The 13,761-nt window shown below is 58.4% G+C and carries 8 protein-coding genes; all 8 read right to left on the reverse strand.

Going from position 1 to position 13,761, the window contains the following annotated elements:
• Positions 1-3 precede the first annotated feature (3 nt).
• The 8 genes from NYE74_RS23640 to NYE74_RS23675 all read right to left on the reverse strand — a co-directional run bounded on the left by NYE74_RS23640 (position 4) and on the right by NYE74_RS23675 (position 13,741).
• Positions 4-1,179 (reverse strand): ABC transporter substrate-binding protein, encoded by a 1,176-nt coding sequence (locus tag NYE74_RS23640; RefSeq protein WP_240751565.1) that lies wholly within the window; start codon positions 1,177-1,179, stop codon positions 4-6.
• Positions 1,180-1,243: 64 nt separating this feature from the next.
• Complete coding sequence (locus NYE74_RS23645; RefSeq protein ID WP_240751564.1) at positions 1,244-3,217, reverse strand: hydantoinase B/oxoprolinase family protein; 1,974 nt, start codon at positions 3,215-3,217, stop codon at positions 1,244-1,246.
• Positions 3,214-5,280, reverse strand: coding sequence for a hydantoinase/oxoprolinase family protein (locus NYE74_RS23650; protein WP_341005200.1), 2,067 nt, complete (start codon positions 5,278-5,280; stop codon positions 3,214-3,216). Before NYE74_RS23650 ends, NYE74_RS23645 begins: the two co-directional genes overlap by 4 nt.
• 94 nt (positions 5,281-5,374) lie before the next feature.
• On the reverse strand, positions 5,375-6,106 hold the full coding sequence (locus NYE74_RS23655; RefSeq protein WP_036624019.1) for a FadR/GntR family transcriptional regulator: 732 nt from the start codon (positions 6,104-6,106) through the stop codon (positions 5,375-5,377).
• A gap of 892 nt (positions 6,107-6,998) precedes the next feature.
• Entirely contained in the window at positions 6,999-8,756 is a 1,758-nt protein-coding gene (locus tag NYE74_RS23660; RefSeq protein WP_036624020.1) for a hydantoinase B/oxoprolinase family protein, read from the reverse strand.
• Positions 8,740-10,239, reverse strand: a complete 1,500-nt coding sequence (locus tag NYE74_RS23665) for a hydantoinase B/oxoprolinase family protein (RefSeq protein ID WP_316561308.1) — start codon at positions 10,237-10,239, stop codon at positions 8,740-8,742. The genes NYE74_RS23660 and NYE74_RS23665 overlap by 17 nt, the downstream gene beginning before the upstream one ends.
• Before the next feature lie 3 nt (positions 10,240-10,242).
• Entirely contained in the window at positions 10,243-12,339 is a 2,097-nt protein-coding gene (locus NYE74_RS23670; RefSeq protein ID WP_316561309.1) for a hydantoinase/oxoprolinase family protein, read from the reverse strand.
• A gap of 64 nt (positions 12,340-12,403) precedes the next feature.
• A complete protein-coding gene (locus tag NYE74_RS23675) occupies positions 12,404-13,741 on the reverse strand; it encodes a cytosine permease (RefSeq protein WP_051985544.1) in 1,338 nt (445 codons plus the stop codon).
• Between the last annotated feature and the right edge of the window lie 20 nt (positions 13,742-13,761).

The following is a 13,761-nucleotide window of genomic DNA, read 5'->3' on the forward strand; positions in this document are numbered from 1 at the left end:
TGATTAATTCAGCTTCGTCTTGACCAGACGGTCCCAAAAATCCTTCCACACCGAGGCATCTTTCGCCATCGTCGCCCAGTCCGGGTTCAGGCCTTTGTTTTGCTCCTCGACGGAGAAGGACGGATCATCCTTGTATTTGTCGGGAATGGCCGCGGCGGTGCTCGTCACCGGGGTTCCTGTGACTTCCGCGTAGCGGGTCAGATTTTCCGGAGCCAGCAGCTCGTTAATGATTTCGTTGGCCACCCGGGTCTGCTCCGGGGTCGAACCCTTGACGACCTGCAGGGAATAAGGGAACGAAATGAACCCTTCCTTCGGAATGGCTACGCCCAGCGGCAGCCCTTCATCATCGATCCAGGTTTGCGCGGTCTGCGAGCTGAACGGAGCGATCAGCGCTTCGCCGGACACCAGCATATTTTTCAACTGGTCATTGGAGGTTACCAAGGAGCGGACCTGATCCGCATGCTCCGCCCAGAATTTAAATGCCTCTTCCGGCTTTTCATAAGAGGCGCCGAGCTCCTGGCCCTTCAGTTCAATGACCGGCGCAATGTAGGCGTAAAACATATAGTCCCAAAGCGCGACTTTATCCTTGAAATCGCTGTTTTCCCACAGATCGCTCCAGCTTGTCGGCGCTGTTTTCACCAAATCCTTGTTATACACAAGCGCAAAATTGCTCACGCCCCATACGATCCCCCGGTTGTCCGCCGTGTGGTACTGTTCGGGAATATCCTGCATATGCGTCACGATCGCCGGGTCCAGCGGCTCCCACATATCGTCGCTGATGCCTTTTGCGGAAGCGTCGGCATTGAAATAGCCGAAATTCACCACCGGATTGTTGGGGTCGGCGTTTTTGGCGGCCAGCATTTTCGGATACATCACGGAGTTGGAGGATTCCACAAATTCAACCTCCACGTTGGGATGCTCCTTGATGTAGTTCGCGACGACCTCTTTCGGAACGACATCCTGATTGGCGCCGGCCCAAATGAACATGCTCAGCTTGATTTTTTCCCCCGAACCGCCGTTACCGGCCGGAGTCGTCGGCGAATTGGCCGCGTTGCCGCCGCCATTGCCGCCTTCGGCGCTGCCGCCGTTTCCCGCGCCGTTGCCGCAAGCCGCAAGGAATACCAGGGACAGGACCAGCAGGATGGATAAAGATACGATCGATTTCGCTCTTGTTTTCATTGCAATCGAACCTCCTGAAATATGAATTGGATTTTGAAAAAAAGTCCTTGCCGCACGCCTCACATTATCCAAGCAGCAATTTGCGGTGAATTTCCCCCATGATGTCCGCTGCGTCGCTTGGCCGCACCTGTTCCCCGGCCGCGATCCTCCGGTCCGCCTCGGCCATCGTCCGGCGCTTAAGATAATCGCGCAGGGCCAGCGGATAAGCCGCCAGGGCCGCGCCGACGGCAAGCTGCAGCTCATCGCTCCAGACCGCCTCGAAGCGTTCCCGCGCCTCTCCATAGTGGAAGGAAGCCGTCAGCTTAGGCGCTTCCGCTCGCAAAAGCCGGGTCGCTTCGCCATCCACTTGGCCGGCGCGCAGAATGACGCCGTATTGCTCCCGCGCGGCCGCCTCGGACACTAGTCCGCTGCGCACATCGTTTAACACGGCTGCGGGGTCCCGCTCATACGGGCTGCCGTATCCGCCGCCGCCCTGCGAGAGAAAGGCAACCGTGTCGCCCGGCTGCAGCAGCAGCTCATCGATGCGTCCGAGATCCTCCTCCGCGGCTTGTCCCGCGTTTTTTAAAGCCACCCCGTGCGCCCCGGCCCGGCCGCCAAGTCTCCCCCACGGCTGAAACTGGATGCGCTCCATGTTCCGCGCCGTCAGCACCGTATCGGGACTCAGCACCTTGAGCCGGAGCTCGATCCCGCTGCCGCCCCGGTATTTGCCGGCTCCGGCGGAATCGGCGCGCAGGCCGTAACGTTCGATCAGCACGGGCATGTCGGCCTCCACCGTCTCGACCGGAATGTTGCGCAGATGGCCGACGGCAAAATCCATGCCGTCGATCCCGTCCTTCATCGGCCTCGCGCCGGAGCCGCCGCAGATCGGCTGAATGACGCCCACCTTTCGGCCGCCGGAGACCGGATCGGTCATCGCCAGCATCACGATTGCGGCTTGTCCCGCGCCGGCCGCCGGCAGCTTGTTTTCCTGGGCCCGGCTGAGCGCACCGGTCAGCACATCCATCAGCCGGATGAAGGTGGAAGCCCGCGCGCCGACCGCGGCCGGGAATTCCGGATTCAGGATGCTGGCCGGCGGCGCCTCGTTGCCGATCATCCGCACCATCCCCGAGTTCCAGGGAATCGACGGGTCCAGCGTGCGGAAGTAGCGGGTTAGCGCCGGAACCAGGTAATAATGCCCTTGCTTGTTCAGTGTCGGGATATTAAACGAAGCTCTCACCTGGGGATCGGTTCCCCGGAAATCGAGCAATATCCCGTCCCCCCTGACGATCAGAGCGCACCGCAGCCGCACCGGGTATCCGCCGGGACCGCCTTCGATGTAGTCCCAGAACTCGTACGTCCCGTCCGGGATGTCCGCGATAATCTGCCGCACCCGCGTCTCCGCGTAAGCGAGCAGATCCTCGATGCCCCGCTCGATCTGCTCCGGTCCGTATCGCGCGATCAATTCGGCAAGTCTCTTGTCCCCGCGGTTCAGCGCGGCCATCAGCGCCCGCAGGTCCCCCCAGTTCTGATCGGGGATGCGGCAATTGTGCAGGAACATGTTCAGCACCTGCTCGTTCAGCGCGCCGGCTTCGTACAGCTTGACCGGAGCGATCCGGATGCCCTCCTGATGAATATCGTAAGCGCTTGGCGAGACGCTGCCCGGCACCTTGCCGCCGACATCCGAGGAATGAATAAAGCAAAGCCCGAAGGCGATAATCCGCCCGTCATGAAAAAAGGGCTTCAGCAGATAGACATCCGGCAAATGGGTGGCCATGGCGCCGGTGGTATAGGGATCGTTGCAAATCACGATGTCCCCTTCCCGCCACGGCTCGCCCGCGGCGAGCACCTCCTCGGCCGGAATTCCCAGCGACAGGCTGTATCCGGTCTCCAGCGGGGAGCCGAAGGTTTCGCCCTTTGGCGACAGCAGATAGGTGCCGAAATCGCCCGTCTCTTTGACAAACGCCGTGAAGCCGGTGCGGAGAACGACACCCGCCATTTCCTCCACGATCGCCTGCACCCGGTTTTTGAAAATTTCCAGAAACACCCGGTCGGTACTCATGCTTCCGCCTCCCCGATCATATTGCCCAGCTTGTCCCGGCAGACCCGATAGCCCGGGGGAACAAACACCGTCGTATCGTACTCTTCAACGATGACCGGACCGGACAGCGCAGGTGCGGACTCCTCCGGCAGTTCGGACCGCTTCAGTACGCTGGCCGTCCATGACCGGCCGTCAAAGAACAACTGGCGCTTGTCCGGTGTGCCAGGGGCGGATCGATCCGCCGCGCGTTCCGGCGGTCGGATCGCCCCCGCCTTGCGGGTAACCCCGACCACCGAGGCCCGGAGATTGACGAACATGACGGGATCGCCTGGCTGGCTGATGCCAAAAATGTCATGGTACCGCTGATGAAAACGCCGGATCGCTTCAGCTTCAGCTTCCGCCTCCGTTTCTTCCGCGGGAAGCGATACTTCAATATCGAAGGCTTGCCCTTCATAGCGCATATCCGCGCTGAACAGCACATAGCTCGTCTCCAGCGCGATCCCCCGGCTGCTCTCCTCGCTCAGCCAGCGCCCTCCCTGCTCCTTCAAGCCTTGTAACGTCGCGCCGATTTCTCCGGGCTGCAGCTGCTGCTCCGTCTTATAGACCGTGCGGACGAAGTCGTTGCGCAGGTCGGCGACCACGCAGCCGGTCGCGCACAGCGTGCCGGGGGAAGGCGGGATGAGCACCCGCCGGATGCCCACCTCCCGGGCCAGCAAAAATGCGTGGGTCGGACCGGCTCCCCCGTAGGCCAGCAGCGTAAAGTCCCGGGGATCGATCCCTTTGCGGGCCATGAGCGGCGTAAACTGGGCGTACATATTGGCGGTCGCCACGTCGATGATCGCTTGGGCGGCCGCGCGGGAATCGAGGCCGATCCGCTCCCCGAGCCGGGTCAGGACCGCGGCGGCGAGCCGCTCATCCAGCGGCATGCCTCCGCCGAGAAAGCGCTCGGGGTGAATGATGCCGAGATGCACGTAAGCGTCCGTGGTCGTCGCCTCCTGGCCGCCCCGGCCGTAGCAGGCCGGTCCGGGATCGGCGCCCGCGCTGCGCGGACCTACCTTCAGCACGCCCGCCGAATCCACCCAGGCGACCGAACCTCCGCCGGCGCCGATCGCCGTCACATCAACCGCCGGAATGATGACCGGAAAATCGCCGACCTGGTTTTCGCTCGAGTAGGCCGGCTCGCCATCGATCACCGCCACATCGACGCTCGTGCCCCCCATATCGAAGGTGATCACCTTGTCGATGCCGGCCAGACGGGCCACATGCGTGGCGCCGATTACGCCGGACGCCGGGCCGGAGAGCAGCGTTTTGACCGGTTCCTGCGCCGCCCGCCGGGCAGTCATAATCCCGCCGTTGGACATCGTGGACAACACCTGCGCCCGCAGCCCCTGTTCCGACGCCCCGGCCTCCAGGCGCTGAAAATATTCGCTCATGCGCGAGCCCACATATGCGTTCATGACGGTGGCCAACGTTCGCTCGTATTCCCGCTGCTGCGGCCAAACCTCGCTGCTCGCCGAAACGAACACGCCGGGAAATTCACGGCGGATCAGCTCGGCCGCCTGGCGCTCATGCTCCGGGTTATGATACGCGTGAAGGAACGAGACGGCGATTGCGGTAACCCCTTCTTCCAGCAATTCCGCTACTGCCCGACGCAGTTCTTCCGGACGCAGCGGACGGTAGATCCGTCCATCCGCCAAACAGCGTTCATCGATCTCCTTGACGAGATGGCGGGGAATCAGGGGCAAAGCCTTGTCCCCGTATAAATCCGTCGTATTCTCCAAACGCAGCCGGCGGATTTCCAGCACATCGCGAAAGCCGCCGGTAACAAGGAGACCCGTCTTCGCTCCGTTTCGCTCAATCAAGGTGTTGACTCCCAGTGTCGTACCGTGGACAAACAGCTCAATCGCCCCGATGTCGATGCCGTTGTCCTTTAACTGCCGCAGCGCGTTAAAGATCGCCTGCTCCGGAGCGGAAGGTACGGATGGCGTTTTAAGCGCCGCCGCTACCTCGCCCGAACGGCCGGTCAGCATCACGTCGGTGAAGGTTCCGCCAATATCGATGCCCAGACGGTATTTTTGGGTCATGTTGACCTCCCCTTTGTAATTTTTTAGTGAGAGTTTAATAAATCAGGCAACTACCTCTTTTATCGTTTTTTTGGTTCCTTGGCTTAATACCGCTTTAAGAGCGGGGACCGCCAAAGTAAGTGCGGACATCCTCGATCAGCTGATTGATATGGTTGACCATGGCGGACGCCGCCTCGTAGGGAGAATGGCTCTCGATGCAGCCGATGATTCTGCGATGATCGACAACCAGTTCGCTGCCGACCGCTTTCCGGATCGTGGCCGTTGCCGGCAGATGGGCTCCCTCGCCCCAAACGAGCCGCAAAGCGTGAAGCAGGATCGGGTTGCCGGCAGCCCTGGCGATTCGCTCATGAAACTCCCGGTCCTCCGCGATCGGAATCCTGCCCTCGGACAAAGCGGTTTCCTGCAGGGCGATCGATTCCCATAAAAGAACGATATCCCGTTCGCTGGCGTTAGTGGCCGCTAGCCATGCGGTCTCCCGTTCCAAAGCCCGTCTCGTCACCAATATATTGATTAGCGATTGCTCGTCGGATATTTTCAGGGCGTCAAGCAGCTTGGAATTGTCGCGCAGTTGGGCAAGCTGCCGGTTCAGCTCCGTAAGCCGCTCCTTGCCCGCAGCCGTAAGCAAACGCCCTTTCCGGCCGACGCTTTCGGTATACCCCAGCGTATCGAATTCCATCAGCTTCCGGCCGATCGACGCCTGGCTGAGCCCGAACTTCTTGTCTAGCACAAGCACCAGCGTCGTGGCGCCGACCGGAGTTTCCTGCTTATCCAAATAAGAGAGCAGCTCATACTCCAGTTTCATCTGGTCGTATTCTTTGGCAATCATACGTTCCTCCTGCCTGATGAACATTAATAATCAATGATGATTAACATAATTCAATTGAATAATCGGCTCAGATTCCGGGTTGAATATTTTCTCCAGTTATGGAATCTTCATCGATTTAAAGTGATTATATAGCCGTTTTTGCGTCTTGTCAATTAATCTCATGGGATAAGTAAGGATTTAAATATTCAATATTTTTCCATTCCTTTTTATCGTAGTGGGACGGCGCTGGACATATCTGAATTTACAGCCTTACAGTTTTACAGTTTTACAGTTTTACAGTTTTACGCCTAACAGCCTAACAGCTTAATAGATTAATAGTTATAGATTAATAGCTTTACATCTGGCTACCCACGAGAAACTCCGGCGAAAAACATAAGAACAAAAAAGGGCGTTATTCCGGCGGTATCCATCCATTTGAGAGAAATAGAGACGATTTTTGCCGCTATTTTCCCCAGTCGCAGGGAAATGCCCCCAATCTAGGCCATGCATAGGGAAATAAGTACAAAAAATGCCGCTAATGAGGATGAACGGGCCTGGCTCCGAATAATAAGTACATAAAGTGCCGCTATTTAGAAGTCCCGGGTTTGGACTAGTGGTAGCGTCATTCCGGCAGCCGGCTATCATACGCCGGTTTCCATGCTGAGCCGTAAGAAAACCGTCTCTCGACATACTTTCGAAGAAGCCAAACCGCGTTTAAAAAGTTAGTTTTCTTGCGATAAGGAGGCTTTGGCTCTGAAACTTTTCTTCTTCCTTATATCTTAAAAAAGCGCTTAAGCAAAGCCCGCGTCATCCGTAAATGAAAACAGGCCCCGCCTAAGCGCTGCAAACAAATTATTCTATAACATCCCCTGTGTTCCTATCTATATCCCTATCTATATCCCCAAACCGTTTGTTATCTGCCTAGCTTCCCTTTCTGACGAAGGGCGTCTGTGCCTTCATGGTCCAGGATAAAATCCATTCCTGCCTCCAGAATGATAACTCCATAATCCTGACGGGCGCCTTCAACAGAGACAAATCCGCTAAGAACATCCTCGAGGACGAGCCGGGGATCACGCTGCCACGGATCTCCCCAGCCGCCCCCGCCGGCCCGGTGAAATTCGATGATTCCCCCGCCGTTCATCGGCACGTGAAACGCCGTTTCCCGCACTTCCAGCGGTGCTTTGTCTCCGGGGTGAAGGACAACCAGATTGGAAGGCGCATCCTCCCCGCCGCACAAGCCGCGCGTAGTGTTCCGAACCCCCGCCATCATGACGCTGGTATGACTGGGTTCCAGGTGCTGGATCAGCACATGAAGCCCTGGTGCGCCCCGCCACTGTCCGGCACCGGTATAATCCGCGGTGTATTCGTGTTTCAGCACGCGGCTGGGATACTGAATTTCATTCATCTCGATGGACGGCAGGATAACCCCGGTCATAACCGGAGGGTACAGTCCCCAGCCATCAGTTTCATAGGCCCCGCCGGCGCCGCCGGTATAACCGAAGAAATTCAGGTTCACCCAAGGACGCCCGTCTTGATATTGTCCGTTTGTATAGGCAAGCGGAAGCTTATGCGCATTCACTCCGACGCGCTCGGGGGCGCATTGGGAGATGGCCAGCAAGACGGCCTCGGCAATTTCCGCTCCCGTACAAGCCGTGGCATGTCCGCACGGAGCCGGCGGCTTCGGGTTCACGACGCTGCCGAGCGGGGCTTTGACCGTGACCGGGTTCATGTACCCTTCGTTGATGGGGATACTCTCGTCACAGCAAGTGGAAATAGCGACAAACGCAAACGACGTTGTATTCGACAGCGGGCTGTTGATGAACCCGGGCACCTGTTTCGCCGAGCCTGCAAAATCGATCGTCAGGTCACTGCCGGAGACGGTTACGGTAGCCTTCACTTTAATATCCCGGTTTCCCTGAAAATCATGGTCCGCATACGTCTCCGCGGTATAAGTGCCGTCCGGCCAGCTTGAGATTTCTTCCCGTACCCGCCGCTCGGTATACTCGATCCGCTGATCAATCGCCTGCCGCACCGAAGTGTAGCCGTATCGCTTAAGCAGCATGTCCGCCCGCTGCGCCGCCAGCTTGCAGGCGCCGATCATGGCGTCTAGATCGCCTTCCAGCCAGTGAGCCAGCCGGTTGTTGGCCGTAATCAGCTCGAATACGTCCTGTCTTTTCTCACCGCGTTCGTACAGCTTGAGCGGCGGAATCCGCAATCCATCCTGCCAGATGTCGCGGGATCGCGGATTGTAGCCGCCCGCCACCGGCCCGCCGTTATCGCCCATATGGCTGCGGACGGCCGGAAGCAGCACCGGCCGCCGCCCGTGAAAGACCGGCATGACAATCGTCCAGTCCAGACTGTGGGAGCCGCCGTAATAAGGATCGTTTACGAGCAAAATGTCTCCGGGATGCAGATCGTTTTTAAACGCGTCCAGCAGCTCATCGACAGCGCTGACCACTGCGTACAAATGCAGGGTACAGCCGGGAGCCTGGGCCACCAGCCGGGTACGGCCTTCGATAAAATCGAAGACGCCGGTCGTGAAGTCGTGGGCTTCATTAAACAGAGGCGATCTGGCGGTCCGCGTTACAGCGGCGCTCATCTCCTCCGCTACGGAATCCAGCGTTCCGCCAACGACCTGCGATAAAATCCATTCATTAACGGGACGGGCCATCGTTATCCTCCTTTACCAGTCGTTTCAAAGGTTCGGCCGAAGCGTAGCGGTATTCGAGCGCGGCTCCTGCCGTAACCGGGATGCCTTTTGCCGTTCCGCTACGAACTCCGTCTCCGGCAACAATACGCACATCCGTCCCTCCTTCGGGAACAAAAATAGCGGCCTCATACTTGCCGCGAAGCACGTCCAGCCGCACCTCCATATTCCCGTCTTCAAGCCGCTTCCGGTATCCGATGCGCAGCCCGCTCCGCCACTCCAGCTCCTCGGCGGAGACCAGCCTGCGGGCTCCCTGCAGCACGGGTGCGCTCCATCCGTTTTCCGCAATCGCGAAACCGGGCTCCAGAAATACCGGCTCCATTGGGGTCTGCGAACCGACGGGCGGATACAGAACGGTCAAGGGAGAAGGGCCGTGGACCGCCGGAAATGCAGGATCGGCTTCGGCGCGCATCGCCTGCGTTACCGCAGCGGCGACGGCTTGTCCGGACGTCAAGAACCCAAACGCGGTCGCCGCCGGAAAAGCCGCGTGGACCAGGCTGCCTTCCGGCAAAACAAATTCGAATACGTCCAGCAAGCCGTCATTGATCTCCAGGTCTTCCATGGAACCGGCCAGAAGCGCCGTCACCGCACAAGCCGACGCAGTCTCCCGGCTAATATTATAAGGAAGCGGTACCTGCTCCGAAGTTCCGGTAAAATCAAACTTCCAGCGCTGATCCCGCCGCTCCATTTGCAATTGGATGCCCACATCGGCCTGGGCGATCGCCAGCTTCGCCGCGCCCGAAAGAGGGCCTGTCACAGCAGGCAGCAGTTCAACCGTCCTAAGTCGCGTACGCTCGTTCATCCGCTCGATCGCTTGATGCACCGCAGGCAATCCGTAACTGCCGACAACCGCTTGAATCGATCGGCGCGCTTCCTCAAGGCAGGCTTGCATAGCCAGCAAGTCAGATTCCAGCAGTTCCGGAGATCTGCCGTTCGCCAGCACGAAACGGCGCACGTCGCGCTGGAGCTTGCCTCCCTTGAACAGCTTCACCGGCGTTAACCGCATGCTTTCCTGCCACACTTCAAAGGCTTCCGGATTATAACCTCCGGGGATTTCACCGCCCAGATCGGCCATCTGGGCCCGGATCACCGGACTAACAATAAGCTCCCCGCCCGCAAATACCGGCAGCAGCATCGTCAGGGTCTGTCCTTTGGTGCCGCCTTTATATACATCCGCGGAAATCAGAACGTCGCCTTCCTCAAGATCGTAAGCGAAATAATCCAGCAGATGGCGGGACACCGACCTGAGGGCGTACAGGTGCTCGATTTCGGATTGTACCTGATGGACCAGCGATCCGTCCCCTGTCACCAATCCGGCGGCATAAGCTCCGGATTCGGCGATCAGAGCGGAACGGGATACGCGCCGAAGCCGCTCACCCGCAAAACGGCTGACCGAAGCCAGCTTGCCGTAAATGATCTGATCTGAAATCTGGTGTGCGGTCGACATCGATTACACCCCTTCTCTATCGCGTCTGACTTCAATGATGCAGTTCCCGCCCGCATCGATTAACGCTTCATGGCCCGGATAGACGACGATCGTGGTTCCCCATTGTTCAATGACCGCCGGACCGACCATCAGATTGCCGGGCGCCAGCTTCGAACCGTCGTAAATGTTCGTCTCTTCCGGTTCGATCCCGAAATGAACCCGGCGCACTTCCATGAGCGCCGCCTGCGGATCTTCGCCTTGGAATGGGGCTTCCCGCAGCTCAATGCGTTCGCGGACCCCGATCAAATCCAGGCGCAAATTCAGGATTTCCACCTCTTGTCCGGTATTTTTATGCGCATATAAGCGTTCATGCATGTCATGGAACTGGGAGATCGTGGCATCCATATTTAAAGCGGTCACTTTGCGCGTTCTCGTCCGGATCGGCACGGTCACTTCATGAACTTCGCCCGCATACCGCATATCGACATAACGGCGGATTTCTTCGTGCAGCTTCAGCCGCGAATGGCCGCCAAGCTTCTCTCTCGCCGCTTGCTCCATGCCTTCGAATACTTCATTCATTCTGCTTAGATCCAGATCGCCGCCCGCGGCATAAAATGTCCGCAGCTCCGTTACCTTCAAGTTGGCGACAACGTCGCCGAGCGCGCACAGAACAGGAGCAAATCCGGGCACAATGACCATTTCAATGCCCAAATCCTCGGCCTGCCGGCCGGCGTGCACGGCTCCGGCTCCGCCCGCGGCCAGCAGGGCAAACCGGCGCGGATCATGGCCGCGCTGCGTCGTGACAAAACGGATCGCGTTGGACATATTATTGTTCACGATCTCGGAAATCGCCAACGCCGCTTCGATCACGCTAATCCCAAGCGGTTCGGCGATATATTTGCGAATAGCCTCTTCGGACAACGCCTTGTCCAGCTTCATCTCGCCGCCAAGAAAATGGTCCGGATTCATGTAACCAAGCACCAGATTCACGTCCGTTACGGTCGGTTCCGTACCGCCTCTTCCATAACACGCCGGGCCCGGTGTAGATCCGGCGCTGCGCGGACCGACGCGCAGCATGCCGCCGGCATCGATCCAGGCGATGCTGCCGCCTCCGGCGCCGACCGTGTGGATGTCCAGCATCGGTAGCGCCACCCGGTAACGGCTGATCCAGCTTTCCGTCGTGAGGGCCGGCTGCAGGTTCTCGATGACGGACACGTCGTAGCTGGTTCCGCCCATGTCTACCGTGATCAAGTCGGTATAACCAAGCCGATCCCCCAAAAATGCAGCGGCGGTCACCCCGCCCGCAGGTCCGGACAACAGGCAGCTGGCAGCCAGGCGGCCGCTCTGCACGATATTTTGCACGCCGCCTCCCGATTGCATCACGAACAGCTCCCCGGCAAACTTAAGCTCCTTCAGCCGGTTTTCAAGGCGCTCCAGATAATGTTTCATGGCCGGAGCCGTATAGGCATTGACCACCGTTGTGCTGACCCGCTCAAATTCGCGGATTTGCGGAAGAACCTCCACCGACAGGGTGACGAATATCTCCGGGGCAACCTCTTCAAATATCGCTTTCACTCGCTGTTCATGCTCCGGATAGAGGAAGCTGAACAAGAAGCAAACAGCCACCGCCTCGACGCCCTCGGCCTGAAAGAACGCCGCCGCCTCCCGCACGGCTTGTTCATCCAGTTCGCGGATGACCTCCCCCTGGGCGCTTACACGCTCTGGCACGCCGATCCGCAACCGGCGCGGAACAATCGGATGCGGGGCCGGAAGACGCGGGGAAAACACGCTCTCTTTATAGGAGCGGCGAAACTCGATTTCATCGCGGAACCCTTCCGTCGTGATCAGGCCGACCTTGGCTCCGGAATACTCCAAAATCGTATTGGTGGCCACGGTCGTGCCATGGACGAGGAGCGTGCAGTTTTTCAACAGTTCCTCCGCCGTCATCCCAAGCTGGCCGGCGATTTTGGCGATGCCTTGGATTACCCCGTCCGACGGATCGGGAGTGGATGGGGTTTTGGTCGCCGTAATGCGCCCTTCCTCATCGAGCGCGGTAAGATCGGTAAACGTCCCGCCCACGTCAATTCCTAGTTTCCAGCTTTTTGTTTCAGTCAAAGCCATCGTTTACAACCTCCTGCTGTGTTCATCGTCATCATCGAATTGAAAATCATGCCTTGGCTTAAGATCAGTAGCCGGTGGAATCCTCGGTGGACTTGCCGAGTTCAAACGGTATCCGCAGCGCCCGAAGTACCCCGGTGATAATCGGGTAAATAATGAGACCCAGGATGGTGGAATTAATCGGACTGATCCCCCAGGCGATATGGGAGGCGATAAGCCCGGCCGCAATGACGGCCAAGATGGCCGCCGCGTTGATGGCCGCATACTCCGTTCCCTGTCCGAATGCATACTTTCCGCGGCGCACAAACCAATGATCCGCAATCATGACCCCAGCTATCGGCGGTACATATACCCCTAAGAAGTTCAGAAAAGGCACGAAATGATCCTGATACCCGGTCAAAGCGATCACGATGCCGAGTGCGCCCATGACAATCACAAGAATATATTTCGGCAGCCGCACGACATTGCGCAGCCCCAAAGCGCCGGTATAAAGATTGTTGTCATTGTTGGACCACTGGGCAAAGACGAGGATCAAAAACGCGAAAAAGCCCATGCCCAGCTTGGCCATTACGGCCGGAATGTTCGGGGTCGAACCGAACTCCGGAATCTGGGCGGCAAAGGTCATGGCCGCACCGGCGATCACCGAGAAGATACCGCCGATGAAATATCCGGCCGCTGCGCCGAATCCGCCGGAAAAAGGTGTTTTCCCGTATCTCGTTACATCCGGAAAAACGACGGCCCCAAGCGCTGCATTGCCGACCACCAGCGTAACCCCGGCAAAGAGGCTCATCAGATCGCCTGTCGGCTGCGCCGCAAATAAATTGGCGAATCCGCCCGTTTGATCGGCGGCGACCCAAATGCCCCAGATGGACAGCACAACGACCATCGGCACAGCTACAAAACTGAGGTACGTAATGCCTTTGTACCCGATCAGCGCGGTCAGCATCATCAGCGCGCCGCCCCAAATGATGGCCACGTTCGGATCCGCGAACCAATATCCGGGGAACATCTGCTCAATGGTGGAGCCGAAGAAGGCCACCTGCCAGCCGAACCAGCCGATGCCCATCGTGAGCGAGAGCAGAATTCCGAACAGGCTGGCCCCCGTCCGGCCGAAAGCTTGTCTGGCCAGCACCGTGGTGGAAACGCCATATTTTGCGCCCATCCAACCTTGAAAAAAGCCGTATACCGCCAAGATCAGCATGCCCAGCAGTCCGGCCAAAATCGCCTTTCCGAAGGTCATGCCCGCCGCTAACGAACCGCCGACAAAAATGGTGGACAACGAAATAATCCAGCCGCAGCTGGTGAAAGCAACGTTTAACAATCCTTTGCGCTCGGATTGCGGTACTGCCTGAATGGCATAATCATCCAGTGTAACAGGTTTCGTCTGTTGTGGTGCCGTTGACATGTGGATTCCCCCGTTTTCGT

It is taken from the genome of Paenibacillus sp. FSL P4-0127, assembly GCF_038007325.1.
Classification (GTDB): Bacteria; Bacillota; Bacilli; order Paenibacillales; family Paenibacillaceae; genus Fontibacillus; species Fontibacillus macerans.

Bases quoted from the DNA above. Each gene is read 5' to 3' on its own strand.
- NYE74_RS23665 (WP_316561308.1), bottom strand. From the start codon at position 10,239: ATGTCGACCGCACACCAGATTTCAGATCAGATCATTTACGGCAAGCTG.
- NYE74_RS23645 (WP_240751564.1), bottom strand. From the start codon at position 3,217: ATGAGTACCGACCGGGTGTTTCTGGAAATTTTCAAAAACCGGGTGCAG.
- NYE74_RS23660 (WP_036624020.1), bottom strand. From the start codon at position 8,756: ATGGCCCGTCCCGTTAATGAATGGATTTTATCGCAGGTCGTTGGCGGA.
- NYE74_RS23670 (WP_316561309.1), bottom strand. From the start codon at position 12,339: ATGGCTTTGACTGAAACAAAAAGCTGGAAACTAGGAATTGACGTGGGC.
- NYE74_RS23640 (WP_240751565.1), bottom strand. From the start codon at position 1,179: ATGAAAACAAGAGCGAAATCGATCGTATCTTTATCCATCCTGCTGGTC.
- NYE74_RS23650 (WP_341005200.1), bottom strand. From the start codon at position 5,280: ATGACCCAAAAATACCGTCTGGGCATCGATATTGGCGGAACCTTCACC.
- NYE74_RS23675 (WP_051985544.1), bottom strand. From the start codon at position 13,741: ATGTCAACGGCACCACAACAGACGAAACCTGTTACACTGGATGATTAT.
- NYE74_RS23655 (WP_036624019.1), bottom strand. From the start codon at position 6,106: ATGATTGCCAAAGAATACGACCAGATGAAACTGGAGTATGAGCTGCTC.